Raw genomic sequence first — 26,430 nt, 5'->3', positions numbered from 1 at the left:
CGTCCAGCGTGAATACACTCGCCACACAGCAACTTGTATACAATTACAAAACGCAAGAGGCACAAAACAATGAGCAAAATGAGAGCAATCGAAGCCGCCGTCCTGGTGATGCGTCGCGAAGGCGTGGACACCGCCTTCGGCATTCCCGGGGCCGCGATCAACCCGCTGTACAGCGCGTTGCAAAAGCTCGGCGGTATCGATCACGTCCTTGCTCGCCACGTCGAAGGCGCCTCGCACATGGCCGAGGGTTACACCCGCACCAAGGCCGGCAATATCGGCGTGTGCATCGGCACTTCGGGCCCGGCCGGTACCGATATGGTCACCGGTCTGTACAGCGCCAGCGCCGATTCGATCCCGATCCTCTGTATCACCGGCCAGGCGCCACGGGCACGACTGCACAAGGAAGACTTCCAGGCCGTGGACATCACCAGCATCGTCAAGCCGGTGACCAAGTGGGCGACCACCGTGCTCGAACCCGGCCAAGTGCCCTACGCCTTCCAGAAAGCCTTTTATGAAATGCGCTCCGGTCGTCCCGGTCCGGTGCTGATCGACCTGCCGTTCGATGTGCAGATGGCCCAGATCGAATTCGATATCGACGCCTACCAGCCGCTGCCACTGGCCAAACCAAGCGCCACCCGCATCCAGGTCGAGAAGGCCTTGGCCCTGCTCGATCAGGCCGAGCGCCCGTTGCTGGTGGCCGGCGGCGGCATCATCAATGCCGATGCCAGCGAATTGCTGGTGGAGTTCGCCGAACTGACCGGTATTCCGGTGATCCCGACCCTGATGGGCTGGGGCACGATTCCCGACGACCACCCGCTGATGGTCGGCATGGTCGGGTTGCAAACCTCCCACCGCTACGGCAACGCCACGCTGCTCAAGTCCGATCTGGTACTCGGTATCGGCAACCGCTGGGCCAACCGCCATACCGGCTCCGTGGAGGTCTACACCGAAGGCCGCCAGTTCATTCACGTGGACATCGAACCGACCCAGATCGGCCGCGTCTTCACCCCGGACCTGGGCATCGTTTCCGACGCCGCCGCGGCCCTGAGCGTGTTTATCGAAGTGGCCCGTGAATGGCAGGCCGCCGGCAAGCTGAAGGATCGCAGTGCCTGGCTCGGCGATTGCCAGCAGCGCAAGGCCAGCCTGCAACGCAAGACCCATTTCGACAACGTGCCGGTCAAACCCCAGCGCGTCTATGAAGAGATGAACCAGGTGTTCGGCAAGGACACCTGTTACGTCAGCACCATCGGCCTGTCGCAGATTGCCGGCGCGCAATTTCTCCACGTCTACAAACCACGGCACTGGATCAACTGCGGCCAGGCCGGCCCCCTGGGCTGGACCATTCCGGCGGCGCTGGGGGTGGTCAAGGCCGATCCGAACCGCAAGGTAGTGGCACTGTCCGGCGACTATGACTTCCAGTTCATGATCGAGGAACTGGCGGTGGGTGCGCAGTTCAAGCTGCCGTATATCCACGTGGTGGTGAACAACTCCTACCTGGGGCTGATCCGCCAGGCCCAACGCGGCTTCGACATGGACTACTGCGTGCAGCTGTCCTTCGACAACCTCAACGCACCGGAGCTCAACGGTTATGGCGTGGACCATGTGGCCGTCGCCGAGGGCCTGGGTTGCAAGGCCCTGCGGGTGTTCGAGCCGGATCAGATCCAGGGCGCGCTACGTCAGGCCCAGGCGATGATCGAGGCGTTCAGGGTGCCGGTGATTGTCGAGATCATTCTCGAACGGGTAACCAATATTTCCATGGGCACCGAGATCAACGCCATCAACGAGTTCGAAGACCTCGCGCTGGTCGGCAACGATGCACCGACGGCGATTGCGCTGCTCGACTGATCCACCCGGGCACAAACACGACCCGCAGGCGCCGGCGATCTCAGATTCGCTCCCGCTATCGCCGCGCCTGCGGCCTGTTCAAACGCTTTGTATCGATTCGCCAGGAGACACCCATGCCACGCTTTGCCGCCAACCTGTCCATGCTGTTCACCGAACAGGACTTCCTGGCCCGTTTCAAGGCCGCCGCCGCTGCCGGCTTCAGCGGTGTGGAATACCTCTTCCCCTACGACTTCAGCTCGGCCGAGATCAAGGCACAACTCGACAGTCATGGCCTGACCCAGGTGCTGTTCAACCTGCCGGCCGGCGACTGGGCCAAGGGCGAACGCGGGATTGCCTGCCACCCGGAGCGGGTCGAGGAGTTCCGTGCCGGGGTCGACCTGGCCATCGCCTATGCCCAGGTGCTGGGCAATACCCAGATCAACTGCCTGGCCGGCATCCGCCCCCTGGGCATCGACGAGGCCGTGCTGGAAAAGACCTTCGTCGACAACCTCAAGTACGCCGCCGGCAAGCTTGAAGCCGTCGGCATCCGCCTGGTGATGGAAGCGATCAACACCCGTGATATCCCCGGCTTCTACCTGAACACCACGGCCCAGGCCCTGTCGATCCGCCAGCAGGTGGGCAGCGCCAACCTGTTCCTGCAATACGACATCTATCACATGCAGATCATGGAAGGTGATCTGGCGCGGACCCTGTCCGAGCACCTGGCCGAGATCAACCATGTGCAACTGGCCGACAACCCAGGACGGCATGAGCCGGGAACCGGAGAGATCAACTACCGGTTCCTGTTCGAGCACCTGGAGCGCATCGGTTACCAGGGCTGGGTCGGCTGCGAGTACAAGCCGCTGACCAGCACCGAAGCCGGGCTGGGCTGGCTGAAAACCCATAACGCGATATAAGAAAAAGAGGACGTTGTCATGGCTAAAATCGGTTTTATCGGCACCGGCATCATGGGCCATCCCATGGCCATCAATCTGCAAAAGGCAGGTCACAGCCTGTTCCTGTCCAATCACCACGATGCCGCCCCGGTCGACCTGGTCAGTGCTGGCGCGGTGGCCCTGGCGACCCCGAAGGAAGTCGCCCAGGAAGCCGAGTTCATCATCGTCATGGTGCCGGACACACCGCAGGTCGAGGATGTGCTGTTTCGTGCCGACGGCATTGCCGCCGGCGTCGGCCCGGGCAAGATCGTTATCGACATGAGTTCGATCTCGCCCACTGCCACCAAGGCGTTCGCGGCCAGGATCAACGAAAAAGGCGCGCAGTACCTCGACGCCCCGGTGTCCGGCGGTGAAGTCGGCGCCAAGGCCGCGACCCTGAGCATCATGGTCGGCGGCGACGCCCAGGCCTTTGCCCGCGCCCTGCCGCTGTTCCAGCACATGGGCAAGAACATCACCCTGGTGGGTGGCAACGGTGACGGCCAGACCGCCAAGGTGGCGAACCAGATCATCGTCGCCCTGAATATCCAGGCGGTGGCCGAGGCGTTGTTGTTCGCCGCGAAAAACGGCGCCGACCCGGCCAAGGTCCGTGACGCGTTGATGGGCGGCTTTGCCTCGTCGAAAATCCTCGAAGTGCATGGCGAACGCATGATCAAGGGTACCTTCGACCCGGGCTTCCGCATCAGCCTGCACCAGAAGGACCTGAACCTGGCCCTGGCCGGTGCCCGCGAACTGAACATCAACCTGCCCAACACCGCCAATGCCCAACAGCTGTTCAACACCTGCGCGGCCATCGGCGGCAGCCAGTGGGACCATTCGGCGCTGATCAAGGGCCTGGAGCATATGGCGAATTTTTCGATTCGCGAGCGCTAGCCCTCCCTCCCGGCTGAACGCGATCAACTGTAGGAGCCGGCTTGCCGGCGATGAGGCCTGTGAGCCTTGCATCGTCTGATCGGCCGCCATCGCCAGCAAGCTGGCTCCTACAATGTGGCGTCAAGCACAGATCCTGTAGGAGCAGAGCTTGCTCGCGAAAGCGGTCTCGCGCCCCCAAAGAATCCCCCTGACACAGCACCATGCCGAAGACTCCCAACACGCCCCACTGCCCCGACTGGGCGACCGCCCTGCTCAACGGCTTCAGCCAGATCGTCCTCCAGCGCCATCCGCTCTGCGGCCTGTGCTGCCTGCTGGCGATACTCCTGAGCGCACCGAGCCTGCTTGGCGGCGCGTTACTCGGCGGTCTTGCCGGCCTGCTCACCGCTCAGCGACGCGGCTACCCCAAGGCCGAGCGCCAGGCCGGTCTCTACAGCTACAACGGCGTGCTGCTGGGGCTGCTGATCAGCCTGCAGTTTCCCTGGTCGATACTGATCCCACCGCTGATCATCGCCGCCTCCGGCCTGAGCGCGATCCTGGTCCGGCAATGGCTCAAATACGCCAGCGACGCCCAGAACCTGCCCGCCTACACCGCGCCCTTTGTCGGACTGAGCTGGCTCTTGCTGGCTTTCACACCCTCCGCCCAGAGCAGCGTGACACTGCCCTTTGACGACGCCCTCGCCTACGCCAGCACCGCCTTCATGGGCCTGAGCCAGATCATGTTTCTCGACCAGCCCGTGGCGGCCTTGTCGATCTTCATCGGGCTGCTGCTCGCCAATCGCCGCGCAGCCTTCTGGGCGGTCCTCGGCAGCACTGCCGGGCTGGCCTTCACCCTCCTGCACGATCCTTTGTCACCCAGTCAGCTCGGACTGGCCGGCTACAACCCGGCGCTGGTCGCGCTCGCCCTGAGCCAACGGCAGCGAAGCCCCTGGCCCGCGCTGATCGGCATCGCCCTGGCGAGCGTACTGACACCCGGCTTCTCCGCCCTCGGCCTGGCGCCGCTGACCGCGCCCTTTATCCTCGCCTGCTGGCTGGTCCGGGCCGGGGCCCGGGTATTGCACCAGACAAGCAACAGTAGACAGCAAGCCCAATGCTGGCCGGCAAAGGAAACGGGATCCTGAAAGCGCCGCAAAGCCCTGTGGGCCGGCTTGCCGGCGATGAGGCCCTCAAAGTCATGCATCGCCCCTGAGGACGCCATCGCCGGCAATCCGACTTCCTACAAGGGAGCGCACCCAATGCTCCCCCAAAGCCCGCCGGCTTGCGCATTGATCGGCAATCCCCCACGCTTCCCGCATCCATAAGCTTGGGCAACACTTCATGAACAGCAACAACGACTGGCGCCAGCGGCTCTACGTCATGGTTTTCCAATCCGACACCGTCGCCGGCAGGCGCTTCGACAAGACCCTGCTGCTGATCATCCTCGCCAGCCTGGTGATCGTGATCCTCGACAGCATCGAGAGTTTTCACCAGACCTTCGCCGACGCCCTGGCCTATATCGAATGGGGCTTCACGGTCATTTTCGCCATCGAGTACCTGCTGCGCCTGTACTGCTCGCCACGGCCGCTGCGCTACGCCTTCAGCTTCTACGGGCTGGTGGACCTGCTGGCCATCGTGCCGGGGATCCTCGCGCTCTACTACAGCGACGCCCAGTACCTGCTGATCATCCGCATCATCCGCATGCTGCGGATCTTCCGGGTACTCAAGCTCGGCCCGTACCTGAAACAGGCGCACTACCTGCTCGACGCCCTGCGCGGCAGCAAGCAGAAGATCCTGGTGTTCCTGCTCAGCGTCTGCACCCTGGTGATCGTGTTCGGCACCCTGATGTACGTGGTCGAAGGCCCGGAACACGGCTTTACCAGCATTCCCAAGGGGATCTACTGGGCTATCGTGACCCTCACCACCGTGGGTTATGGCGACATCGTGCCCAAGACCGTGCTGGGCCAGGTGATTTCGTCCCTGGTGATGATCACCGGTTACTCGATCATCGCCGTGCCCACCGGGATCTTCACCGCCGAGCTGGCCAGCGCCATGCGTGGCGATTCGCATAAGCACGACTGCCCGACCTGCGGGAAAAACAGCCACGAGCCGGAAGCCTCTTTCTGCTCTCGCTGTGGGAATGCGCTATACAAGAAAATAGAATAAACAAAGCATTTTTTAATCTTTAAGTGACTATGCCAGCGCCGTTATAGTTGCTGGCAAATTGCCCCTCTCTCAGCTGAAACAAGGACTGCGCAGTGAAAAAACTCTTTGGCGCCTCACTTATCGCCGCTGGCCTGGCCTTTGCCAGTCTGGCCCAGGCCGCACCGACCTTGCTGAACGTTTCCTACGACGTGATGCGTGACTTCTACAAAGACTACAACGCAGCATTTCAGAAACACTGGCAGGCCGAGCACAATGAGAACATCACTCTGCAGATGTCCTTCGGCGGCTCCAGCAAACAGGCGCGTTCGGTTATCGACGGCCTGCCAGCGGACGTGATCACCATGAACATGGCCACCGACATCAACGCCCTGGTGGACAACGGCAAGCTGGTGCCGGACAACTGGGTCACCCGGCTGCCGAACAACAGCGCGCCGTTCACCTCCGCCACCGTGTTTATTGTGCGCAAGGGCAACCCCAAGGCCCTGAAGGACTGGCCGGACCTGCTCAAGGACGGTGTCCAGGTGATCGTGCCGAACCCCAAGACCTCGGGTAACGGTCGCTACACCTACCTGTCGGCCTGGGGTTATGTGCTGAAGAACGGCGGCGACGAGAACAAGGCCAAGGAGTTTGTCGGCAAGTTGTTCAAGCAGGCGCCGGTGCTTGATACCGGCGGGCGGGCGGCCACCACCACCTTTATGACCAACCAGATCGGCGACGTGCTGGTGACCTTCGAGAACGAAGCGGAAATGATTGCCCGCGAATTTGGTCGCGATCAGTTCGAAGTGGTCTACCCGAGCGTGTCCGCCGAGGCCGAGCCGCCGGTGAGCGTGGTGGACAAGGTGGTCGACAAGAAAGGCAGCCGTGCGGTGGCCGAGGAATACCTGAAGTACCTGTGGTCGCCGGAAGGCCAGGAAATCGCCGCCAACAACTACCTGCGCCCGCGTGATCCGCAGGTGCTGGCCAAGTTCACCGACCGTTTCCCGAAAGTCGACTTCCTCTCGGTGGAGAAAACTTTTGGCGACTGGCGCACCGTGCAGAAGACCCACTTCAATGATGGTGGCGTGTTCGACCAGATCTACAACGGCAAGTAACTGATAGCACGCGTCATTGAAAACACCGAAAACCCTGTAGGAGCCAGCTTGCTGGCGATCAGCCGACAGGCTGAAGTTCTGGCGGTGCCCCCGCAGATCGCCATCGCCGGCAAGCCGGCTCCTACGAGGTCGATGGTGTTTTCGAGGTAATGGAACGGCCGCTACATCGGCGGCTTGACCCCATCCTTGCCCGCCGAAATCCCCGCCGCGGTCAGCTTGCCATCCGCGCCTTGCTGGGCAAACAACACCACCTTCACCCCCGGTTTGAGCAGGCTGCGATCACCTGGCACCAGGTTGACGACCGGCACGCCATCCGGCACCACGATCGTCTTCTCCCCGCCTTTGTAGCTCAGGGTCAAGGTCCGCCCATTGGCGACCTTCAACTCACCCACCCGGCCATTGGTCATGGTGCTGCCCTGGGCCAGATCGAAAGGACGGTGACCGTCCCCGGTACCGGCCATCTCCGGCGGGAACACATGCACTTCCATCGCCGTCAGCGTACCGTCCAGGCCCGGCATCGCCGCCGTGCCGATGTAACTGCCGGGCTTGATATCCGAGAGCTTCGCGAGGGTCACACCGCGGACCTGGGTGTCCTTGGTCAGGCCGACAGTGACATCTTCATTAGCGATGGTATGGACCTTGAGCGCATCACCCTCGAACGCCGTGATTTCACCGCGCACCGCCACCCGCTGGGCCGGGGCATCGGCGGCCTGGGCAACGCCAACAGACATCAATACCGCCAGACTCATCGCCGAGGCCAACGCGCTGCGGCGGGCCAACTTACCGAAAATCGAATTCATGGGACGTCAGGTTCCTTGGGTGGGAGATAAACGGTTCTCAATTCAACACGACTGTTATAGCGCTGATAAGAGGATTCGTGGATGAAAATATCGCCTTCCCGGTTTGAGTCTCCCAACGAAGGGCAAGTTTCCAGGCATTGCATTGTGCAAGGCATTTCGTTTATTGCGATTTTCGTTTATTTCGAATAAATTCTCATCATCGATTCTACATACCCCTGGAGCCAGCCATGACTCAATCTGCCCTCACCATCAACTTGCCCCTCGAACACGAGGTCCAGGTCGCCATCGAAGGTCAACGCGCCCTGGCGGCCTTTCTGGCCACAAGGTTCGACACGCAGCACATTCAGATCTTCGACGAACGCAACGAGGCCCATAGCGTTGAACTACCGACCACGGCGCTGAGGTTGCTGGTGGAGATATTGGCCGAGCTTGCCGCCGGGAACGCTGTCCAGGTGGTCCCTGTCCACGCCGAACTGACCACGCAAGAAGCCGCCGACATGCTCAATGTCTCTCGTCCGCACCTGATCAAGCTTCTGGAGTCGGGTGAATTGCCGTTTCACAAAACCGGCAAGCACCGCCGCGTACGCTTTGCCGACCTCATGACCTATAAAACTCAACGCTCACTGGATAGCGAACAGGCCATGGCCGAACTCGCCGAGCAAGCGCAGCAACAGAGGATGGGCTACGAATGAGATATTCGCCCTTTACTGCTGTGTACGACGCCTGTGTGCTGTACCCCGCCCCTCTTCGTGATTTTTTGATGTGGCTGGCACTGTCTGGCAGATTTCGAGCGAGGTGGACTGCCGATATCCACAGGGAGTGGAAAAGAAACCTGCTGAAAAACCGCCCGGACCTGACGCTTGAACAACTGGATCGCACCTCCCTCCTGATGGATCGCGCAATCCCCGATGGCGAGGTCACCGGGTATGAAGTCGCTTCCAAAAAAAAACGGCGACCTCTAAAGATCACCGTTTTCACTCACTGCCCGAACTGCTTGCCCAACCCCGGCGGCACGCCATGGATATCGGTGTCTTCCCAGGGTCCGTTGGGGCTGATGGCGCGGCTCCAGCCGTTGTTCCAGCGGTAGTAGGTGCGCTGGCGATAGAAGGTGTTGGTCTGGTTGTCGAGGACATAGACGCCCATCTGCCCGTCCCAGTGGCTGTTACCACCCGGTGGCGGGGCAAACGTCGGCGAGAAGCTCGGACGTGGTTTGCTCGGTGGGATCGGTTTACCCGGCGTATACGGTGGATACGGCTGGGTCGTCGGACCGGAAGGCGGGATCGTCGGTCCCTCCGGCGGCGGGCGATGCACCGCACAAGCGCTCACCCCCAGGACCAGCGTTAACAGGGTGAGGCGAGCGATGGTGGTCATGGCGAATTCTCTATTTATCCGGGCTGTCGATGGTCAGGTTCTGTTGCGCGGCGGTGCTGCTGGCCATCGGCCGGCTGCGCCCGATCCACTCGCCCGCCGTCGGTTGGCCGGCGCGGGATACCCGTGCAACCAGTTGGACTTCAGGAAAGTTAGACAGTTTCAATTGCGGCATCATTGCGTCCGCGTCACCCAATTCAACGGTGGCCGGCAGGTCAGCGACCGTCAGGCGCTTGGCCGCCAACGGCGCAGGTGGACCCTGGGTGGCCCGGGCGAAGATAAAGACGCTGTCGCCCGGCTGGACCTTGGCCCTCAGGTCCGCGGCCAGATCAACCCGCACTTTCAACAGCGCGCCCTTGACCACAGGCACCTCGGCGACCTTGCCGCCATTCGCCAGCAGCTTCTCACTGGCGCGGTCGATACCGCCCTGCAAAGCCGCACGGGAATTGTCGTCCGGCGGCAATTGCACCAACAGGCGTTTCCAGTAGTCGATGGCCTCCTGGTAACGCTGCCCTTCAAACGCCGCGATCCCCAACAGCCCCAGGCTGGTGACTTCTTTCGGATCGATCTTGAGGGCTTCGTCGGTCAGCGCCTGGACCTGCGGTGACCAACGCTTGCTGTCGGCAAAGTACTGCGCCTGGGCCCACTGCCCGAGCAACTCAGGCTGGCGCCCGGCCACCTTGACCGCCCGCTCGAAGGCCTTCGCCGCATCGGCCGCACGGTCCTGGGCCATATAAGCACGCCCAAGGAAATACAGGCCCTCGGCGGAATCCGGCTGGGCCGCCACCGCCCGTTCCAGACGCCGGGTCATCTCTTCCACGGACTGTGGCGCCTGGGCGAACTCACGGGTCAGCTCGACCTTGTCGCTGGCGCCAAAATGCAAATACAGCGCCAAGCCCAGCACCGGTACCAGCAACGCGGCCAGCAAGGGCAACGGCTTGCCCAAGCGCGAGACGCGAGTCGGTGCCACACCCTCGGTATCGGCCAGCAACTCACGGGCCGCTTCCGCCCGACCGCTGTCCATCTGCTCGGCGCTGAGCACGCCTTCGACCTGCTGCGCCTGCAACTCGGCGACACGCTCCTGGTAGAGGGCGACGTTCAGCGCGGTGCGATCTTCTTCGCGCTGCACGCGGCGTTCACGCAAAATCGGAATCAACAGGAAACTCAGGGCAATCAGTAACAACAGACCTGTGGCAAGCCAGAAATCAATCATTCGGTTTTCTTATCCAGCAGGTGGTCGAGGCGCTGGCGCTCCTCGGCGGAAAGCCCATCCGGGGCAGCGGCGCCCTCGGCACGACGACGGCGGACGATCACCGCGATCACGACAAGGCCGCCCAGCAGCAGGCCGGCCGGGCCGAACCAGAGCAAGGCGGTCTTGCCGCTCAGGGCCGGCTTGTAGCGCACGAAATCGCCATAGCGGTCGACCATGAAGTCGATGATCTGCTGATTGTCCTTGCCCTCGCCGAGCATGCGGAAAATCTCCCGGCGCAGGTCGGCGGCAATCGGCGCATTGGAATCGGCGATGTCCTGGTTCTGGCACTTGGGGCAGCGCAGTTCCTTGGTCAGGTCGCGAAAGCGGTCACGCTCGGCGTCGTTGGCGAACTCATAGGTGTCGATGGCGGCATGGGCTACGCCGACCAGGCTCAGGCCCAGGGCGACCGCGGCTAACCAGCGCTTCATGGGTGGGCCTCGTCAACCAGCGACTGATACACCGTCGCCAGTTGTTCACGCCAGACCGTCTCGTCGATCACGCCGACGTGCTTGTAGCGAATCACGCCCTTGGCGTCGATGAGGAAGGTCTCCGGCGCGCCATAGACCCCCAGGTCCAGGCCCAGGGTGCCCTGCTCGTCGCGGATATTCAGCTGGTAGGGGTTGTGGAAATCCTTCAACCACTTCAATGCCTCGGCATTGTCATCCTTGTAGTTGACGCCATAGATCAGCACGCCCTGCTGGGCCAGCTTGTTCAGCACCGGGTGCTCGACCCGGCAGGAAATGCACCAGGTGCCCCAGACATTCACCAGCGCCGGCTTGCCTTGCAGGTCGGCCACGCTCAGTTGCTTGTCGCCCTGCACGTTGGGCAACGCGAACGCCGGAAACGGCTTGCCGATCATCGCCGACGGTAGCTCGGACGGATCGAGGTACAAACCGCGATAGAGGAACACCGCCATCACCAGGAACGCCACCAGCGGCAATACCATCAACCAACGCTTCATGCCGTCGCTCCACTCAGTCCCAGTGCTTCACGCACGCGGCTTTTCACCTTGATTCGATAACGCCGGTCCAGCGCCGCCAGTGCGCCACCCAAGCCGGTCAGCAAACCACCGAACCAGATCCAGCGGACGAACGGTTTGACGTGCACCCGCACCGCCCAGGCGCCGTTTTCCAGTGGTTCGCCAAGGGCAACGTAGAGATCACGGGTGAAACCAGCGTCGATCCCGGCTTCGGTCATCATCGATTGCTGCACGGTGTACAAGCGTTTCTCCGGGTGCAGCAGCGCCACTTCCTTGCCGTTTTCAATCACCCGGATCGTGCCTCTGTCCGAGGTGAAATTCGGCCCTTCGACATGCTTGGCGCCTTCGAAGATAAAGTGGTAACCGCCCAGTTCCATGGACTCGCCCGGCGCCATGCGCAGGTCACGCTCGGCGCTTTCCTGGCTCGACAGCACCACGCCCAGGGCGCAGACCGCGATACCCAGGTGCGCTAGCTGCATGCCCCAATAGCTGCGGGTCAGGCTTGGCAGGCCCTTGATCAGGCCCTTGTTGCGGGTCTTGTCGAGGATGTCACGGACGCCGGCCAGCAGCACCCAGGCCGCCAGCAGGAAGGTCGCCAGCACCGCCCAGTTGAAATCGCCGTAAACCAGCCCGGCCACCACCGCCAGGGCGACGCTGCCCAGCAGCACCGGGGTCAGCATGCCCAGCAGCCATTTCACCGGGGTGTCTTTCCAGCGCACCAGCACGCCAACCGCCATCACCACCATCAGCAGCGCCATCAGCGGGATGAACAAGGCATTGAAGTACGGCGGGCCAACCGACAGCTTGGCGCCACTGAGGGCATCGAGCACCAGCGGATACAACGTGCCCAGCAGGATCATCGAGGCCGCCACCACCAGCACCAGATTGTTGCCCAGCAGCAGGGTTTCCCGCGACCACAGGTTGAAGCCGACATGGCTTTTCACCACCGGCGCGCGCAGAGCGAACAGGGTCAGCGAACCACCGACCACGAACAGCAGGAAGATCAGGATGAACACCCCACGCGCCGGGTCGGAGGCAAAGGCATGCACCGAGGTCAACACGCCGGAACGCACCAGGAAGGTCCCCAGCAGGCTCAGGGAAAACGCCGCGATCGCCAGGAGCACGGTCCAGCTCTTGAACACCCCGCGTTTTTCCGTGACCGCCAGCGAGTGAATCAGCGCCGTACCCACCAACCAGGGCATGAACGAGGCGTTTTCCACCGGGTCCCAGAACCACCAGCCGCCCCAACCGAGCTCGTAGTAGGCCCACCAGGAGCCGAGGGTGATCCCAACACCCAGGAACGCCCAGGCGACGATGGTCCAGGGCCGCGACCAGCGCGCCCAGGCCGCGTCAAGACGGCCACCGAGCAAGGCGGCGATGGCGAAGGCAAAGGCCACCGAGAAACCGACATAGCCCATATAGAGCATCGGCGGGTGGACGATCAGGCCGACATCCTGCAACAACGGGTTGAGGTCGCGACCGTCCGCCGGAATCTGCGGCAGGATCCGCGAGAACGGGTTGGAAGTCAGGATCAGGAACAACAAAAAGCCGGTGCTGATCATGCCCATCACCGCCAGCACCCGGGCCAGCATCACCTGTGGCAATTGCCGGGAAAAGACCGACACGGCAAAGGTCCAGCCGCCGAGGATCAGGGCCCAGAGCAGCAACGAACCTTCGTGGGCGCCCCATACGGCACTGAACTTGAAGTACCAGGGCAAGGCGCTGTTGGAGTTGTTGGCGACATAGCTGACGGAAAAATCGTCGGTCATGAAGGCGTAGGTCAGCACCCCGAAGGCGAACACCAGGAAAGAGAACTGCCCCCAGGCCGCCGGCCGCGCCAGGCTCATCCACAGGCGGTCGCCGCGCCAGGCGCCGAACAGCGGGACGGTGGCCTGCACCAGGGCGAAACACAGTGCGAGGATCATGGCCAGATGGCCCAACTCAGGAATCATCAATCAACCCTCCTTGGCTTGCGTCGGGGCGGATTGACCGCTGTCTTTCAACGCCTTGGTGACTTCCGGCGGCATGTACTTCTCATCATGCTTGGCCAGCACTTCATCGGCCACCACCACGCCATCGGCGTTGAGCTTGCCCAGGGCAACGATGCCCTGCCCTTCGCGGAACAGGTCCGGGAGGATGCCGCGATAGGTAATGGTGACGGACTTGTTGAAATCGGTGACCACGAACTTCACGTCCAGCGAGTCGCCGGAACGTTGCAGCGAGCCCTTCTCCACCATACCGCCGGCGCGAATCCGCGTGCCATGGGGCGCGTCGCCGTTGGCGATCTGGGTCGGCGTGTAGAACAGGTTGATATTTTCCTGCAACGCACTCAAGGCCAGGCCTACGGCAGCGCCGACGCCGACCAGAATGGCGAGGATGATGATCAGGCGCTTTTTGCGCAGCGGGTTCACTTGGCATTCTCCCGGCGCAGACGACGCGCCTCTTGTTGCAGGTAACGCCGCCGGGCCAGGATCGGCGCCGCGACGTTCAAAGCCAGCACGGCCAGGCAGATGCCATAGGCCGACCAGACATACAGGCCGTGATGACCCATGGCGAGAAAATCGCCGAAGGTGGCAAAACTCATCGAGCCACCCCCAGTTCGTTCAGTACTTCGGCCTTGACCCAACTGGCCCGGGCCTCGCGTTTGAGCACTTCGAGGCGCATGCGCAGCAGCACCACGGCACCGAAGAAACAGTAGAAACCCAGGACCGTCAGCAACAGCGGCAGCCACATCTCAGCGGGCATGGCGGGTTTCTCGGTCAGGCTGAAGGTCGAGCCCTGGTGCAGAGTGCTCCACCACTCCACCGAGTATTTGATGATCGGGATATTGATCACCCCGACAATCGCCAGCACCGCGCAGGCCTTGGCGGCGCTGTCGCGATTGGTGATGGCATTGCCCAGAGCGATCAGGCCGAAATAGAGGAACAGCAGGATCAGCATCGAGGTCAGGCGCGCATCCCAGACCCACCACGCGCCCCAGGTCGGCTTGCCCCAGATGGCCCCGGTGATCAGCGCCACGGCAGTCATCCAGGCACCGATGGGCGCGGCGCATTGCAGCGCGACATCGGCCAGTTTCATCTTCCAGACCAGTCCCACCACACCGCAGACCGCCAGCATCACATAGCAGGACTGGGCCAGCATGGCCGCCGGCACGTGGATGTAGATGATGCGAAAGCTGTTGCCCTGCTGGTAGTCCGGCGGCGCGAAGGCCAGGCCCCAGACCACGCCGACGCCGATCAGCAGCACGGCGGCCACGCTCAGCCAGGGCAGCAGGCGTCCGCTGATGCCATAGAACCATTTGGGCGAGCCCAGCTTATGAAACCAAGTCCAGTTCATCACGGTACATCCAAGGGTCTTCGCTGGTCATCAACCGACCAGACCTCATTATTCGCCGACGCTGATCTTCAGGCCAGCCGCTATTGCAAAAGGTGTCAGGGTTACCGCCAGGGCGGCCAGGCTGCCCAGCCAGAGCAGGTAACCGCTGGCCGGCATGCCCTGCAACGCGGCCTGCAGGGCCCCGCTGCCGAGAATCAGTACCGGGATGTACAGCGGCAGGATCAGCAGCGCCAGTAACAGGCCACCACGCTTCAATCCCACCGTCAGGGCCGCCCCTACCGCCCCGAGCAGACTCAGTACCGGCGTACCCAAGAGTAGCGATAACAACAGCACCGGCAAGCAGGCACTCGGTAATCCGAGCATCAGCGCCAGCAAAGGCGCGAGCAGGACCAGGGCCAGGCCGGAAAAAACCCAGTGTGCCAGTACCTTGGCCAAAACCAGAAGAGCCAGGGGATGCGACGAAAGGACCCACTGTTCCAGGGATCCGTCCTCGAAATCACTGCGAAAAAGCCCGTCCAGCGAGAGCAGGACCGACAACAGGGCCGCCACCCAGACCAAGCCCGGAGACAAGGTTTGCAACATATTTGTCTCGGGACCGACCGCTAACGGGAACAACGCAATCACAATGGCGAAGAACACCAGCGGATTGGCCAGCTCCGCCGGACGACGAAACAGCAGGCGCGCTTCACGGGCGAACAACAGACCGAAAACATTCATGCGGCCCACCGCCCCAGGTCAAGATCACGGTAACCGGCGGGCATGCGGGCCAATGTGTGGTGGGTGGTCAGCACGACCATGCCACCGCGCTCGCAATGACCGGCCAGGTGTTCTTCGAGTTGGGCGACGCCCTGCTTGTCCAGAGCGGTGAAAGGTTCATCGAGAATCCACAGTGGCGGGCTGTCCAGATACAACCGGGCCAGGGCCACGCGGCGCTGCTGGCCGGCGGACAGGGTATGGCAGGAGACATCCTCGAAACCGCGTAGCCCGACCGCCGCCAGAGCCCGCCAGATCGCCTCGCGCCCGGCCGGCTGATGCAGGGCACACAACCAACTGAGGTTCTCTTCGGCGGTCAGCAGGTCCTTGATCCCGGCGGCATGACCGATCCACAACAGCGTGCGTGCCAGCTCGCTGCGCTGGGCATTCAGCGGCAGCCCGTTAAGCTGTACTTCCCCGGCGGTTGGCTGCATCAGCCCGGCCAGCAGGCGCAACAGGCTAGTCTTGCCGCTGCCATTGGGACCGCTGATCTGCAACAGGTCACCGGGACGCAGTTGCAATTCGAGGTGCTCGAAGAGCATCCGCCCGTCCCGTTCACAGGCGAGCGCCAAGGCTTCTAGAAGAGGGTTGGTCAAATAATCGAGGCCTTTTTACAGTTCAAGTCGGCACGGGCGCAGCCGTTAAAGTGAGGCAGAATAAATGCTTTTGCAGCTCGACCTACAGAGCTGCGTCAATTTTTGCGCTATTTTGGACACACTTTCGGAGATGGCGTTGCATTATACATGTGATGCCTTACTCCAAAGAGGGCTATTTCGACAGGCTGCGACCCGATGACAGGCGAACTCAACATCCTCCCCCTGCCCCAGTTGATCCCGGCCAACAGCCGTCCGATGTTGCTGGCCAGCGAACTGTTGCAACTGACACCGCCGCTGGAAGGCCTGATCGCCCCCGGACAGAGTGCCGAGGCCGAAGTTCTCTCCCTCAAGCAAACCGACCAGACTTTCCAGATGCTGCTCAAGGTCACCACCGACAGCGGTCGCCAGACCACCGTGCAGGTCAGCAGCAACCTGCCGCTGCCGCAAGGCACCAGTGTCGCCGTGACCCAACCGTCGGCCGGCAACCTGGCGATCACCGTGCAACAGGCACTGAGTGCCAGCGTCGCCGCGCTGACCCGCCTGGACACCGCGCAACTGCCGGTCGGCAGCCTGCTGCAAGGCAAGGTCATGACCGCCCAGCTCTTGCCCCAAGCCCCTGGGCAGCCGGCGGTCTATCGCTCGCTGGTGACCCTGCTCAACACGGCCCTGAGCGGCACCACCCTGACCCTCGACAGCCCGCAACCGCTGCGCATCGGCAGCCTGCTGAGCGCCCTGGTACAGGGTACGCAGAGCTTGAGCCTGGTGCCGCTGGCCGCACGCCAGGACCAATTGGCGGTGGCCCGACAACTGGTCACCCAACAAGGTCGGCAAGGCTCGCTCGACAACCTGGTCAGCACCCTGCAGAACCTGTCCCGGAACACCGACCTGCCCGACGACCTGCGGGCGGTCATCAACACCTTGCTGGCGGACCTGCCCGACATCAATCAGCTGAGCAACCCCAAAGGTCTGGCCCAGGCCCTGCAAAACAGCGGACTGTTCCTGGAGGCCAATCTGTTGCAAGGGCAGAACCCAGCCCTGACACCGGACCTCAAGAGCAACCTGCTGCGCCTGATCGCGCAGATCATGCCGCAGTTGCCCGGCAGCCCGAGCTTCGACCCCGGAGCCGCCGCCGCGCTGCTCGCCCGCACGCTCCCGGGCTTTGTCCGCAGCGCCCTGGGGACCCTCGGCCAGGTCGGCGAACCGACCCAGCCGATCAGCTTTCCCCTGCCCTCGCGACTGCTGCAAAGCCTCACCGACGATGGCGATCTGGAAGGCCTCCTGCGCCTGGCCGCGGCGGCCGTTTCGCGCCTGCAAAGCCATCAGCTTTCCAGCCTGGAACAGACCGGACGCACACCCGAGGGCAATCTGCAGACCACCTGGCAACTGGAAATTCCCATGCGCAACCTGCACGACATCGTGCCCTTGCAGATCAAGATCCAGCATGAGGAAAAGGAGCCGCCACCCGAGCAGGAAAAACGCGACAAACGTGAACAGAAGGAACAACTGTGGCGGGTGGAGCTGGCCTTCGATCTCGAACCGCTGGGCCCGCTGCAAGTCCAGGCACAGCTGATGCGCGGCAGCCTGTCCAGCCAGTTGTGGGCCGAACGCCCCTATACCGCCAGCCTGATCGCCAGTCAATTGGGCGACCTGCGCGAGCGCCTGCGGGCCTCGGGCCTGAATGTCAGCGACCTCGATTGCCACCAGGGCACCCCACCCCAGGGCAAGCAAACCCGACTGGACCAACGCTGGGTCGACGAAACCGCATGAAGAACCCCAACACCCCACGCCAGGCCATCGCCCTCAAGTACGATGGCCAACAAGCCCCGACCCTCACCGCCAAGGGCGACGAGGAGCTGGCCGAAGCCATCCTGAAGCTGGCCCGCGACTATGAAGTACCGATCTACGAGAATGCCGAACTGGTGAAACTGCTGGCCCGGATGGAGTTGGGCGACAGTATTCCGGAGGAGTTGTACCGGACCATCGCCGAGATCATCGCCTTTGCCTGGAACCTCAAGGGAAAATTTCCGCTTGGCCAGGATCCCAATGCGCGCCCTGTGGAGAAGGATATTACCGAGCGAGGGGAGGATTACTGATTCAGAATTGGATTGGGTAAAGGCGACAACCTGTTTTTTGTCGTTCACTGACAAACGGTTTGACTTATAAGAATATGGACACCCCCATCCTGCCAATGAGAAACACAAGTAAAATCAAAAAGAATATCCGAATAAAGCCACTTCCATAACGCAGCGCTAAAAAAACCCCAGTGATAGAGCCTGCAATATTGCAGGCGGCAACGACTCCACCCAGGGCCCATAAAACGTTACCAGATGGGATATAAAATATTAGCGCCGCGCTAAATGTCCCTAAATTAACCAGCTTTGCTGAAGCGGATGCATTTAGAAAATCGAACCCAAAACACCTTACAAAAACAAAAAGCAGAAGGCTGCCGCTACCGGGTCCGAACACGCCGTCATAAAACCCGATTAACCCACCCCAAAAAACCCCTAGCAAAGCTTCTTTCTTTCCGATTTTAATATTGGAACTGACCCGACCCAAGTCCTTTTTTACAAAGGTATAAGTAGCCATCACGATCAAAACAAAGAAAGCAACATACTCCATAAGCCTTTTGGGAACGAGCGAAACAGAGAGGGCGCCAAAGAAGGAAAATATAAAAGCTGAAATCATAATTGGAAGCATAAGCTTCCATATGATTTTTATTTTTTTGAGATAGGTGAATATGGAAGAAAAATTACCCGCTAAAACCGCCAGCTTGTTGGTTCCAAAAACCGTAGCCAAACTGTATTGAGGTAAAGCGTGTAAAAGTGCGGGTAGCTGTACAAGTCCGCCTCCGCCAACGGCCGCATCAATCAAGCCACCGCAGAAAGCAAAAAAACCTAACGCAATTAAGGCGTGTTCAAAATCCATATAAAGTATCCTGCCAGGATTTGCGTTCTTAAACCAGGCATTATTAAATTCGACCCAGCGGATATTCAGAGGCTCCGACCAACCTACTAGTACGATCATAGAAGATCAATCGGAGTATATTATAACAACTAACATATAGCATGCTTAAAGCTGCCTGAGAAGGCCCTGGAGGCTTGGACATACGAGAATCCAAGATGAGTATCACTGACTTGTCGAGATCAAAGCCGCATGCAAAAAATTGAATGCTTTTCCGACACGCTGATTGTAATCGAGCATTATTTTTTTTAGGCGATCAACCTCAAATTTCAGGTCTACCGTTCGACCATAAGTTTGTGCTGCTGCCAAAGCATGTAGGCCGTGCTTGCTTTCTACTTCTCCAGCATGACCCAATACATATCCTTTTGCATTTCGCAGGCTTTGAACGTCGCGACTCAACAAGGGATTGAAAGAAATAAGTTTTTTCTCAATGTATTGAGCGATGAAATTATATTCTCGTCCGTTCCAAAGCTCTGAAGCGATGGAAACCATCATAGCATCCATGATGGATTGTTTATGCTCAATAGAATTCAGGGGGGATTTATGTTCCGCTACGCCAGTAGCGTAGAGGAATGCAGAGAACTCTTCACACTCATCAACTTTATACTGACTTTCTACCCAGCCAGGAGCTCCAAAGGCCTCCGTCATATAACCGTACATGCCATCATGCCCTTTGTGCCCAAGGCCGAAATCATCTTTCGCAACCTCATGCATGTGTGCCATAACGTTATGGTATCCAGCTCGATTTTCGGCAGATACGGATAGAGCATCCGCAGATAAACGCATGATAATTTTGGCAGAAACTAAGCTCGTTGTTTTGTGGGTTTCATTCCATCCATTGAAAAACTTCAAAACACCAGTGTCTGCCTTGTCTTTTCTGAGAAAGGCTTTAAATGTATTTTCGGCGTCGGTCTGAGCTTCTTGAGTCGTCGGATGGCAAAGTACTTCGTGCATTGCATTCTGAATCTCAGCTATTTGATCGACCTGCGCGAACAGGGGCTCCCTCCGAAAATTGTCGAATATAGCCCTACCTGGTATTTTTAAATTTCCGAGATGACGGGTTAACGCTTCAATAAAAATCTCACCAAACTGCTGCATCGACTTGTCTTGTTCAAATATCTCGAAGCGACTTTGCAATGATGTTGATCTCATGATTTCGCCTTTATTTTTGAGGTCTTAATCGGTAATCGGTCTGTTCCGAATAAAACGCCTCTATAATGCTTGTTATATCCGAGCGTGCACCGAACAATTTAAATCTAAATAGACACCCTCAATCATGTCAACACTTCGATATGAGGCAAGTGCGCCCCCAAGGAATTTAACCAACCTTGAAAATGCCGACACGTAAGACATTTCATACAACACGCGCAGCGCGCAGTTTAAAGCAACCGTTCTATATTGCGCCTTCCCTGTAGGACCGACTGTCATCCAGACCTATTGACTCCGAAACCAATTGAAACAATTGAAACAATTGAATGGTCGTTTTTCCTCCCACCCAAAAATCACCCCATGTATCAAAACGGCAATAGATATGTTGAGCGGAAACCTGTTTTCACCTTTGCAGACCCGCCTTCCCGCAAAAACTTTTCCTTTATCCCTACATCCCCCTACAGCCCTTCAATACAAGAGCTTGTAGCCTGATTCTGATTTTGCTTTACAGCATTCAACACCACCACCGACGGGTCCACACTTCGTGCTTTCCCCTTGCAGGAGGCACAACGGATGTTCACCTCGGCACCTCGCTTTACCTTCACTCTTCCAGATTTCGAACAGGGATTGGAAGTCCTGGCGTTCAAGGGCACGGAAGCTATCAACCAACCCTATCGCTTCGAACTGGAGCTGGTCAGCCGGCAGCCGGACCTCAACCTCGACGAGCTGCTGCATCGGCAGGGTTTTCTCGCCTTCAACAACGACGGCGCGGGCATTCACGGCCAGATCTACGGCATCGGCCAGGGCGATACCGGCCAGCGCTGGACCCACTATCAGCTCACGCTGGTGCCGCAACTGGCCTATCTGGCCCATCGTTTCAACCAGCGAATTTTCCAGAACCGGAGCGTGCCGCAGATCATCGCCCAAGTGCTCAAGGACCATGGCATCCTCAGCAATGCCTTCAGCTTCAACCTCGCCCACCCCTTCCCCGCTCGCGAATACTGCGTGCAATACAACGAGTCCGACCTGGACTTCATCCAGCGGCTGTGTGAAGAGGACGGCCTGCACTATCACTTCCAGCACAGTGCACACGGCCATCACCTGGCCTTTGGCGACGACCAGACCTATTTCCGTCAACTGCCCGACAGCGTGCCATACCGACCGGACAGCGGGATGGTCGCGCAACGGCCCTGCATCCAGTCCTTCGACCTGCACCTGGAAACCCGCAGCACCCGGGCAACCTTGCGCGACTACAACTTCAAACAACCCGGTGCCCGGCTGGAAAACAGCGCCTGCGTGCTCCACTCCCTGCCGCAGCCGGACCTTGAAGATTACCGTTATCCCGGTCGCTACCACCGCGACGAACACGGCCGGCAGCTCAATCGTCGCCAGTTGGAAAGCCATCGAAGCGACAGCCGACGGGCGTCGGGCAAGAGCAATGAACCCCAACTGGCCAGTGGGCACTTCCTGCTCCTGGCCGAACATCCACAGCCGGACTGGAACACCCTCTGGCTGCTGACCCACCTGACCCACGAAGGTAAACAGCCGCAGGTGCTGGAGGAGTCAGCCGCAAATCCGAGCGGTGCCGAGAATGATTTCCGCCAGGGCTACCGCAACAGCTTTCTCGCCACCCCCTGGGAGCTGTTCTTCCGTTCGCCGCGGCAAGCGCACCAATCCCGGCGCCTCAATACCCAGACCGCCATCGTCACCGGCCCCCCCGGCGAAGAAATCCACTGCGACGAATATGGCCGGGTGAAGGTGAAGTTTCACTGGGACCGCTCGGCCGAAACCGGCGCCCAAAGCAGTTGCTGGTTACGAGTAGCATCCAGTTGGGCCGGTCCCGGCCATGGCGCGGTGACCTTGCCCCGCGTCGGCATGGAAGTGCTGGTGACTTTTCTCGAAGGTAATCCCGACCAGCCGCTGATTACCGGTTGCCTGCTCAATCAGCGCCATCCGCCGACCTATCCGTTGCCAGCACACAAGACCCGCAGCGTGTTCAAGAGCCGCAGTAGCCCGGGCGGTGGAGGCAGCAATGAACTGCGTATCGAAGACCGCAAGGGCGAAGAGCAGATCTACCTGCATGCCCAGCGTGATTGGCAACAGCACATCGGGCGCAACCTCTCGGTCACCGTCGGCCATGAACGCCATGAGTGCGTGGAAGCCAACAGCTATTGCGAGCTCAAGGCGCAGGAACACCACACCGTTCACCAGGACCGTCGCGTCGAGGTGAAAGGCGATGACAGCCTGCTGGTCGGCGAGAGCCAGCAGGTGAAGACCGGGTTGGGTTACTTCATCGAGGCCGGGCGGGAGATCCACCTGCGGGCCGGGGCCAAGGTGGTGATCGAGGCGGGAGAGCAACTCACCCTCAAGGTCGGCGAGCACTTTATCAAACTCGATGCCAACGGCATTACCTTGAACGGGCCCGAGGCGGACGAAGACGCGGGTGTAGGCTCGGGGCCGCGGATCAGGGGACCGCTGCTGCCGGGAGCAGTGGAGCAGGCACTGCCGCCATTGCGCCTTGAAACCGCTGTCACCGATGGGGTGCCGGAACAACGCCAGAAAGAACTGGCGCTCGATACGGGCTTTTCCGACTGAGCCACCTCAACCTGGACAGCAATTCGCTGACGAGTGTGCTGCGATGACCGAAATGTTCACGACTGAAAACTGGTCATTTCCCTTAAAGGGCGACCATCAAACCCTTCATGATCCCCACCGTGACTTGAAGGTCTTGGCAAAAGCCGAAGGCGGTTACTACCCATTGGGACGTCGAGGGCTTTGGCACGGTGGCATTCATTTTGATGAAGCCACGGGCCTGATCTCGGACAAACGCGAGGTCTTTTGTTTGGCCGATGGCGAGGTGATCGCCTATCGTATTGACGAACGCTATCCAACCTCAAGTTTCGAAGGGCGCTCGGCGGTGTTTTCCAGCGGTTTTGTGCTGGTCAGACATCGGTTGCAACCGCCGCCCCTGACGAACATCTCGTATGCACCTCCCGCACCGACATTGACTGTTTACAGCCTATACATGCACCTGCTGGATTGGGCGGGCTACCAGGCCAGCCCGGGATTGCGCCGTCCCACTTTCTGGGGTGGCGGTGTTTATCGGATCAAGGAGAGTGCGCAGGACAAGACACTCGGATTGAGAGTCCGGGCCGCCCCAAAAAATCATCCAGACCATGGAGTGATACTCGCGGTCCTACCGCGAGGCACTACCGTCATGACCAAGTCTGCGCCCGCGACAGACAAATGGTTGGAGATTGTCAGCGTCAACCCTGCAATAGAGGGACTCGCGCCGTCCACTGGCTGGGTGTTCAAGCCGGAAATGACGGCATTGGGTCCTGACCGCTACTTGATTGGCAATGCAGCCAAGGATGCACCTGCCGAGCAACTGACCGGTTTGAACGTTCGGGCAATGGCCAATGCCAACGGTAATCCCCTGGGGCTATTGCCTATTGGCACCTCACTCACGATCAGCAACGTGGGTGCAGTGGGTAAATTCCGCAAGCTGGTGAAGATCCTCAGCGGCGAGTGTGTACCGCCTCTGGCGGTCGATGAGAACGGACATCTACCGGGTTTTGTCTGGCTGGATGCACTGGAGGCCAACAGAGACCCCGAGGCAAAGAATCGTGTTGTCGTGCTGGATGAACCGATCAGGATCAAGACGGGAGAACTGATCGGCCATGTTGGCAAATATCAGGCGCTCAGCGAGGACACCGCCAGGAACCTGCTGCACCTGGAAGTTTTCAGCTGCGAGGACGTGCCCGGCTTTATCGCTCGAAGTCGTGAGTACGCCGCTTATCTTCCCGCAGACCAGCGCACCTTGTTGAAACTCTACAAAGGCAGCAGCCGGGTGGTCCCCCACCGTGAAGATATCAACGCCCATAACCCGCCAAGTATCAACGATGCCGGAGCGTTGATCGGTGCACAAATGATCCTGCCGGTCGGGATGCTGGAGTCTTTGCCGCCCGAGTCTAAATTGAGCGTCACCGAATCAATCCCCGGAACCACCATCGCCTACACCCGTCGCTGGTGGCGCCTGGAGGATCCGTTGCCGAACGAGTCCGGCGAGACGGTCAGCGGTTGGGTACTGGAGCAAGACCTGCTGACAACTCGTCATAGTCCGTGGGAATGGGAAGGCTATGAGTGCATCACCGAGACCAGTCGAAATGCCGACAATCTGGCGCACCATCTTTCATGGCAGGCAGACCTGACCACTGAGCAGCGTCGTCACTACCAGACGTTGGCAAACACCGCAGGCAAAGGGCCGATCAGGTCACGGCTACACACGCTCCTGAATATTGGCGAAAACGAGCATGTGGGGCACGAAGCGATCCGTGTCGCACGGGGCAAACCTTGGCATGCGCAGGCGATAGGCAGGCTAATTACCCACTATGAAAGCGAGTGGTTCTGGAACGCAGGGAAGTGGGATGAGCTGGATGTGCTCTGGGCCCACACGGGACGTGTTGGACCTGAGCAATGGCAGATTTCAAAAGCGCGGATAAAGAAACTGTCGTGGTGGGCGGAATTGACGGGGCGCCATGGGATCAGTTTGGAGGGTAAGGCGTGGCACTTTCAGCCAGCTGAACTTATCAGTGAACGCATAAACCCGTTCAACTTTAAAATAACACTGGAGATGCTGAAAAAGGTATTCACCAGCGCTGACACAGAAAAACTTATACGTTTGGCAAACGAACTCAACAAAAACCTAAAAGAATACAAACTGGACACCCCGCTGAGACTCAGTCATTTTTTTTCGCAGGTCAGGGTTGAAACGGGAGACAGCTGTTCACTGGTAGAGTCACTTCGCTACAGACCCGAAAAGCTAATGGATTTTAGCTATTACTACCAACATCCCACCGAGGCACAACTTCATGGGTACATTCCCGAAATCCAGCAACAGGCCAACCAACCGGCCATTGCAAATAGAATTTATAATGGAGTTACGGGGGTAACAAGCCTGGGTAACGGAAATATTTCAAGCGGCGATGGTTGGAAATTTAGAGGTAGAGGTCTGAAACAGCTGACCGGCCGATACAACTATACAAAATTCAACCAATACCATTCTCAGATGTGGCCCTCAGACAACCTGAATTTCATCGAAAACCCTGAGCTTCTGGAACAAACAAAATACGCCGTCAGGTCCGCCGTATTTTTCTGGCTCAGACATAAGTTATACGATATAGCCGACAATGGCGACGACCCTTTATACGTCAACCTGATCACAGAAAAAATAAATTTCAACACCAATAGCAAAGAAAAAAGAGTCAATCAATTCACAAGGATATGGACCGATGAAAAAATATTTAAATAGCCTAATACTCACCCCCCTCGCATTTTTTTTCGCACCTGCTCAAGCCAATGGGCAAATATCTATTTTGGCAGATATTACAGGAGACAAAAAAATCGAACATATTGAAATAAAAAAATTTGACGCCTACTTTCATGAACTTATAATTTCCGCCCATGGAAAAACAATTTTAAAAAACTCCAAACTAATACCGACACACCAAAATATGACGGGCAGAGAGATCTTCCAAGGGATAGCCGTTTCAAACGGCAACCTAGTCATTTACTATCATTTTTGCGAACCTCCAAAGCTTGTGTGCACAGACAAAAAAATCATAACCAGATTTATAGATGGCCGATTCGAATACACCTTAGAGGATACCTTTGTATTCGACGGTGACAATGCAGTGAGAGCTCTCTTCTTCAACACGCCCTCACTACCACTATCGAAACTCACTTATCAACATATACTTCAAGATAACGGCAGATCCAAGCGAAAATTTTTCAGTAAATATCCAGATGAAGACTAGAAGCAGCTTTCCCCAGCCAAAAACCAATAATCGCGCCCCCAACAATGACCAGTATTGAAGAAATCTTGATTTTTCTATTCGCTACCACCCTTGGGCCGTTTGCAGGTAACGCCTACGCACTTGACTGCGAAAACATCACAGCCAGTGCACAGATTGATGTTTGTGCAAAAGCCGAGAAAGAAAGTGCAGACAAAAAACTTAACGAAAGCTACAAAAAGCTGATCACTCGAATCAAAGAGCAATACACCCCCGATCCTGAAATGGGAAAGCGTTATCTTTCAAAACTCAAAAACGCCCAACGCGCCTGGATAGCATTACGTGATACGAACTGTGAGCTTGAATCCTTTTTAGCCGACCCGTCTTATCCTGCCCATGAAACGCTCGCCAACAACTGCATCACAAAAATGAGTCAGGAACGATCAGCCTACCTGGACAAAACACAACCTTGACCCCGGTGGAATCTGGCAAGAAGAAGCTTCTGCCATCCCCGATTGTGGCAATGCGCGGCTAACGCAAGCTCGCTCGCGATCCGCGCACCGC

At 59.0% G+C, this 26,430-nt stretch carries 26 protein-coding genes and 1 pseudogene; 14 read left to right on the top strand and 13 right to left on the bottom strand.

Features of this window, described 5'->3' with window-relative positions:
• Nucleotides 1-69: 69 nt before the first annotated feature.
• The 6 genes from gcl to AC07VG_RS16230 all read left to right on the top strand — a co-directional run bounded on the left by gcl (nucleotide 70) and on the right by AC07VG_RS16230 (nucleotide 6,880).
• Nucleotides 70-1,845: a glyoxylate carboligase gene (gene gcl / locus AC07VG_RS16255; RefSeq protein ID WP_495021536.1), complete on the top strand. Its 1,776-nt coding sequence runs from the start codon at nucleotides 70-72 to the stop codon at nucleotides 1,843-1,845.
• Nucleotides 1,846-1,958: 113 nt separating this feature from the next.
• Nucleotides 1,959-2,741, top strand: a complete 783-nt coding sequence (gene hyi / locus AC07VG_RS16250; RefSeq protein WP_495021535.1) for a hydroxypyruvate isomerase — start codon at nucleotides 1,959-1,961, stop codon at nucleotides 2,739-2,741.
• Nucleotides 2,742-2,759: 18 nt separating this feature from the next.
• On the top strand, nucleotides 2,760-3,650 hold the full coding sequence (locus AC07VG_RS16245) for a 2-hydroxy-3-oxopropionate reductase (RefSeq protein ID WP_495001530.1): 891 nt from the start codon (nucleotides 2,760-2,762) through the stop codon (nucleotides 3,648-3,650).
• Between the two features lie 200 nt (nucleotides 3,651-3,850).
• A complete protein-coding gene (locus AC07VG_RS16240; RefSeq protein ID WP_495021534.1) occupies nucleotides 3,851-4,768 on the top strand; it encodes an urea transporter in 918 nt (305 codons plus the stop codon).
• A gap of 196 nt (nucleotides 4,769-4,964) precedes the next feature.
• Nucleotides 4,965-5,789: an ion transporter gene (locus AC07VG_RS16235; RefSeq protein ID WP_495021533.1), complete on the top strand. Its 825-nt coding sequence runs from the start codon at nucleotides 4,965-4,967 to the stop codon at nucleotides 5,787-5,789.
• 92 nt (nucleotides 5,790-5,881) lie between these two features.
• The gene (locus AC07VG_RS16230) at nucleotides 5,882-6,880 is read left to right on the top strand and encodes a sulfate ABC transporter substrate-binding protein (protein ID WP_495001527.1); all 999 of its coding nucleotides are present in this window, start codon (nucleotides 5,882-5,884) and stop codon (nucleotides 6,878-6,880) included.
• A gap of 161 nt (nucleotides 6,881-7,041) precedes the next feature.
• Here AC07VG_RS16230 and AC07VG_RS16225 read toward each other — a convergent pair whose 3' ends face one another.
• Nucleotides 7,042-7,680: a hypothetical protein gene (locus AC07VG_RS16225; RefSeq protein WP_495021532.1), complete on the bottom strand. Its 639-nt coding sequence runs from the start codon at nucleotides 7,678-7,680 to the stop codon at nucleotides 7,042-7,044.
• 227 nt (nucleotides 7,681-7,907) lie between these two features.
• Here AC07VG_RS16225 and AC07VG_RS16220 point away from each other — a divergent pair, with 227 nt between their 5' ends.
• Both AC07VG_RS16220 and AC07VG_RS16215 read left to right on the top strand, forming a co-directional pair.
• Nucleotides 7,908-8,372 (top strand): helix-turn-helix domain-containing protein, encoded by a 465-nt coding sequence (locus tag AC07VG_RS16220; RefSeq protein ID WP_495021531.1) that lies wholly within the window; start codon nucleotides 7,908-7,910, stop codon nucleotides 8,370-8,372.
• Nucleotides 8,369-8,611, top strand: a pseudogene (locus AC07VG_RS16215) (PIN domain-containing protein); the annotation flags it as partial. The gene AC07VG_RS16220 and the pseudogene AC07VG_RS16215, both read left to right, overlap by 4 nt.
• 47 nt (nucleotides 8,612-8,658) lie before the next feature.
• On the opposite strand, the gene AC07VG_RS16210 reads toward AC07VG_RS16215, so the two are convergent.
• From AC07VG_RS16210 to ccmA, 10 genes are read right to left on the bottom strand one after another with little or no spacing between them, the layout of a single operon-like run.
• On the bottom strand, nucleotides 8,659-9,051 hold the full coding sequence (locus AC07VG_RS16210; protein WP_495001524.1) for a hypothetical protein: 393 nt from the start codon (nucleotides 9,049-9,051) through the stop codon (nucleotides 8,659-8,661).
• 10 nt (nucleotides 9,052-9,061) lie between these two features.
• Nucleotides 9,062-10,261: a c-type cytochrome biogenesis protein CcmI gene (ccmI, locus tag AC07VG_RS16205; RefSeq protein WP_495001523.1), complete on the bottom strand. Its 1,200-nt coding sequence runs from the start codon at nucleotides 10,259-10,261 to the stop codon at nucleotides 9,062-9,064.
• On the bottom strand, nucleotides 10,258-10,728 hold the full coding sequence (locus tag AC07VG_RS16200; protein WP_495001522.1) for a cytochrome c-type biogenesis protein: 471 nt from the start codon (nucleotides 10,726-10,728) through the stop codon (nucleotides 10,258-10,260). Before AC07VG_RS16200 ends, ccmI begins: the two co-directional genes overlap by 4 nt.
• A complete protein-coding gene (locus tag AC07VG_RS16195) occupies nucleotides 10,725-11,261 on the bottom strand; it encodes a DsbE family thiol:disulfide interchange protein (protein WP_495001521.1) in 537 nt (178 codons plus the stop codon). Before AC07VG_RS16195 ends, AC07VG_RS16200 begins: the two co-directional genes overlap by 4 nt.
• Entirely contained in the window at nucleotides 11,258-13,231 is a 1,974-nt protein-coding gene (locus tag AC07VG_RS16190) for a heme lyase CcmF/NrfE family subunit (protein ID WP_495001520.1), read from the bottom strand. The genes AC07VG_RS16195 and AC07VG_RS16190 overlap by 4 nt, the downstream gene beginning before the upstream one ends.
• A gap of 3 nt (nucleotides 13,232-13,234) precedes the next feature.
• Nucleotides 13,235-13,690, bottom strand: a complete 456-nt coding sequence (ccmE, locus tag AC07VG_RS16185) for a cytochrome c maturation protein CcmE (RefSeq protein WP_100940651.1) — start codon at nucleotides 13,688-13,690, stop codon at nucleotides 13,235-13,237.
• Nucleotides 13,687-13,863 carry a heme exporter protein CcmD gene (ccmD, locus tag AC07VG_RS16180; RefSeq protein WP_103499454.1) on the bottom strand — a complete coding sequence of 59 codons (177 nt, stop codon included), beginning with the start codon at nucleotides 13,861-13,863 and terminating at the stop codon, nucleotides 13,687-13,689. Before ccmD ends, ccmE begins: the two co-directional genes overlap by 4 nt.
• On the bottom strand, nucleotides 13,860-14,618 hold the full coding sequence (locus AC07VG_RS16175; protein ID WP_495001519.1) for a heme ABC transporter permease: 759 nt from the start codon (nucleotides 14,616-14,618) through the stop codon (nucleotides 13,860-13,862). Before AC07VG_RS16175 ends, ccmD begins: the two co-directional genes overlap by 4 nt.
• A gap of 45 nt (nucleotides 14,619-14,663) precedes the next feature.
• Nucleotides 14,664-15,332, bottom strand: coding sequence for a heme exporter protein CcmB (ccmB, locus tag AC07VG_RS16170; protein WP_495001518.1), 669 nt, complete (start codon nucleotides 15,330-15,332; stop codon nucleotides 14,664-14,666).
• A complete protein-coding gene (gene ccmA, locus AC07VG_RS16165; protein ID WP_495001517.1) occupies nucleotides 15,329-15,910 on the bottom strand; it encodes a cytochrome c biogenesis heme-transporting ATPase CcmA in 582 nt (193 codons plus the stop codon). The genes ccmB and ccmA overlap by 4 nt, the downstream gene beginning before the upstream one ends.
• A 249-nt stretch (nucleotides 15,911-16,159) precedes the next feature.
• Here ccmA and fliK point away from each other — a divergent pair, with 249 nt between their 5' ends.
• Both fliK and AC07VG_RS16155 read left to right on the top strand, forming a co-directional pair.
• Nucleotides 16,160-17,731 carry a flagellar hook-length control protein FliK gene (gene fliK, locus AC07VG_RS16160; RefSeq protein ID WP_495021530.1) on the top strand — a complete coding sequence of 524 codons (1,572 nt, stop codon included), beginning with the start codon at nucleotides 16,160-16,162 and terminating at the stop codon, nucleotides 17,729-17,731.
• Nucleotides 17,728-18,057 (top strand): EscU/YscU/HrcU family type III secretion system export apparatus switch protein, encoded by a 330-nt coding sequence (locus tag AC07VG_RS16155; protein WP_495001515.1) that lies wholly within the window; start codon nucleotides 17,728-17,730, stop codon nucleotides 18,055-18,057. The genes fliK and AC07VG_RS16155 overlap by 4 nt, the downstream gene beginning before the upstream one ends.
• Nucleotides 18,058-18,121: 64 nt before the next feature.
• Here the strand turns inward: AC07VG_RS16155 and AC07VG_RS16150 are convergent, their stop codons facing one another.
• Together AC07VG_RS16150 and AC07VG_RS16145 are read right to left on the bottom strand one after the other, a co-directional pair.
• Nucleotides 18,122-18,889 (bottom strand): sulfite exporter TauE/SafE family protein, encoded by a 768-nt coding sequence (locus AC07VG_RS16150; protein WP_495021529.1) that lies wholly within the window; start codon nucleotides 18,887-18,889, stop codon nucleotides 18,122-18,124.
• Nucleotides 18,890-19,090: 201 nt separating this feature from the next.
• Nucleotides 19,091-20,077 (bottom strand): hypothetical protein, encoded by a 987-nt coding sequence (locus AC07VG_RS16145; RefSeq protein WP_495001513.1) that lies wholly within the window; start codon nucleotides 20,075-20,077, stop codon nucleotides 19,091-19,093.
• A 570-nt stretch (nucleotides 20,078-20,647) separates the two neighbouring features.
• Between AC07VG_RS16145 and AC07VG_RS16140 the strand changes: the two genes are divergently transcribed.
• Genes AC07VG_RS16140 through AC07VG_RS16125 form a run of 4 tightly spaced genes read left to right on the top strand, consistent with a single transcriptional unit; the run spans nucleotide 20,648 to nucleotide 26,339 of the window.
• Entirely contained in the window at nucleotides 20,648-22,669 is a 2,022-nt protein-coding gene (locus AC07VG_RS16140; protein ID WP_495001512.1) for a type VI secretion system Vgr family protein, read from the top strand.
• Nucleotides 22,670-22,712: 43 nt separating this feature from the next.
• Nucleotides 22,713-25,385 (top strand): hypothetical protein, encoded by a 2,673-nt coding sequence (locus AC07VG_RS16135; RefSeq protein ID WP_495021528.1) that lies wholly within the window; start codon nucleotides 22,713-22,715, stop codon nucleotides 25,383-25,385.
• Nucleotides 25,366-25,890 carry a hypothetical protein gene (locus AC07VG_RS16130; protein ID WP_495021527.1) on the top strand — a complete coding sequence of 175 codons (525 nt, stop codon included), beginning with the start codon at nucleotides 25,366-25,368 and terminating at the stop codon, nucleotides 25,888-25,890. Before AC07VG_RS16135 ends, AC07VG_RS16130 begins: the two co-directional genes overlap by 20 nt.
• Nucleotides 25,891-25,934: 44 nt before the next feature.
• Nucleotides 25,935-26,339, top strand: coding sequence for a lysozyme inhibitor LprI family protein (locus AC07VG_RS16125; RefSeq protein WP_495001509.1), 405 nt, complete (start codon nucleotides 25,935-25,937; stop codon nucleotides 26,337-26,339).
• The last annotated feature ends 91 nt before the right edge of the window (nucleotides 26,340-26,430 follow it).

The sequence above is a fragment of the Pseudomonas sp. GW821-FHT03C07 genome (assembly GCF_059420925.1).
The sequence above is the reverse complement of the archived record's forward strand: the minus strand, read 5'-3'. Positions and strand labels throughout refer to the sequence as shown.

What these genes read in the sequence shown, in the direction of transcription:
- gcl (WP_495021536.1), top strand. Translation starts at nt 70, where the DNA reads ATGAGCAAAATGAGAGCAATCGAAGCCGCCGTCCTGGTGATGCGTCGC.
- hyi (WP_495021535.1), top strand. Translation starts at nt 1,959, where the DNA reads ATGCCACGCTTTGCCGCCAACCTGTCCATGCTGTTCACCGAACAGGAC.
- AC07VG_RS16245 (WP_495001530.1), top strand. Translation starts at nt 2,760, where the DNA reads ATGGCTAAAATCGGTTTTATCGGCACCGGCATCATGGGCCATCCCATG.
- AC07VG_RS16240 (WP_495021534.1), top strand. Translation starts at nt 3,851, where the DNA reads ATGCCGAAGACTCCCAACACGCCCCACTGCCCCGACTGGGCGACCGCC.
- AC07VG_RS16235 (WP_495021533.1), top strand. Translation starts at nt 4,965, where the DNA reads ATGAACAGCAACAACGACTGGCGCCAGCGGCTCTACGTCATGGTTTTC.
- AC07VG_RS16225 (WP_495021532.1), bottom strand. Translation starts at nt 7,680, where the DNA reads ATGAATTCGATTTTCGGTAAGTTGGCCCGCCGCAGCGCGTTGGCCTCG.
- AC07VG_RS16220 (WP_495021531.1), top strand. Translation starts at nt 7,908, where the DNA reads ATGACTCAATCTGCCCTCACCATCAACTTGCCCCTCGAACACGAGGTC.
- AC07VG_RS16210 (WP_495001524.1), bottom strand. Translation starts at nt 9,051, where the DNA reads ATGACCACCATCGCTCGCCTCACCCTGTTAACGCTGGTCCTGGGGGTG.
- ccmI (WP_495001523.1), bottom strand. Translation starts at nt 10,261, where the DNA reads ATGATTGATTTCTGGCTTGCCACAGGTCTGTTGTTACTGATTGCCCTG.
- AC07VG_RS16200 (WP_495001522.1), bottom strand. Translation starts at nt 10,728, where the DNA reads ATGAAGCGCTGGTTAGCCGCGGTCGCCCTGGGCCTGAGCCTGGTCGGC.
- AC07VG_RS16195 (WP_495001521.1), bottom strand. Translation starts at nt 11,261, where the DNA reads ATGAAGCGTTGGTTGATGGTATTGCCGCTGGTGGCGTTCCTGGTGATG.
- AC07VG_RS16190 (WP_495001520.1), bottom strand. Translation starts at nt 13,231, where the DNA reads ATGATTCCTGAGTTGGGCCATCTGGCCATGATCCTCGCACTGTGTTTC.
- ccmD (WP_103499454.1), bottom strand. Translation starts at nt 13,863, where the DNA reads ATGAGTTTTGCCACCTTCGGCGATTTTCTCGCCATGGGTCATCACGGC.
- ccmB (WP_495001518.1), bottom strand. Translation starts at nt 15,332, where the DNA reads ATGAATGTTTTCGGTCTGTTGTTCGCCCGTGAAGCGCGCCTGCTGTTT.
- ccmA (WP_495001517.1), bottom strand. Translation starts at nt 15,910, where the DNA reads ATGCTCTTCGAGCACCTCGAATTGCAACTGCGTCCCGGTGACCTGTTG.
- fliK (WP_495021530.1), top strand. Translation starts at nt 16,160, where the DNA reads ATGACAGGCGAACTCAACATCCTCCCCCTGCCCCAGTTGATCCCGGCC.
- AC07VG_RS16155 (WP_495001515.1), top strand. Translation starts at nt 17,728, where the DNA reads ATGAAGAACCCCAACACCCCACGCCAGGCCATCGCCCTCAAGTACGAT.
- AC07VG_RS16150 (WP_495021529.1), bottom strand. Translation starts at nt 18,889, where the DNA reads ATGGATTTTGAACACGCCTTAATTGCGTTAGGTTTTTTTGCTTTCTGC.
- AC07VG_RS16145 (WP_495001513.1), bottom strand. Translation starts at nt 20,077, where the DNA reads ATGAGATCAACATCATTGCAAAGTCGCTTCGAGATATTTGAACAAGAC.
- AC07VG_RS16140 (WP_495001512.1), top strand. Translation starts at nt 20,648, where the DNA reads ATGTTCACCTCGGCACCTCGCTTTACCTTCACTCTTCCAGATTTCGAA.
- AC07VG_RS16135 (WP_495021528.1), top strand. Translation starts at nt 22,713, where the DNA reads ATGACCGAAATGTTCACGACTGAAAACTGGTCATTTCCCTTAAAGGGC.
- AC07VG_RS16130 (WP_495021527.1), top strand. Translation starts at nt 25,366, where the DNA reads ATGAAAAAATATTTAAATAGCCTAATACTCACCCCCCTCGCATTTTTT.
- AC07VG_RS16125 (WP_495001509.1), top strand. Translation starts at nt 25,935, where the DNA reads ATGACCAGTATTGAAGAAATCTTGATTTTTCTATTCGCTACCACCCTT.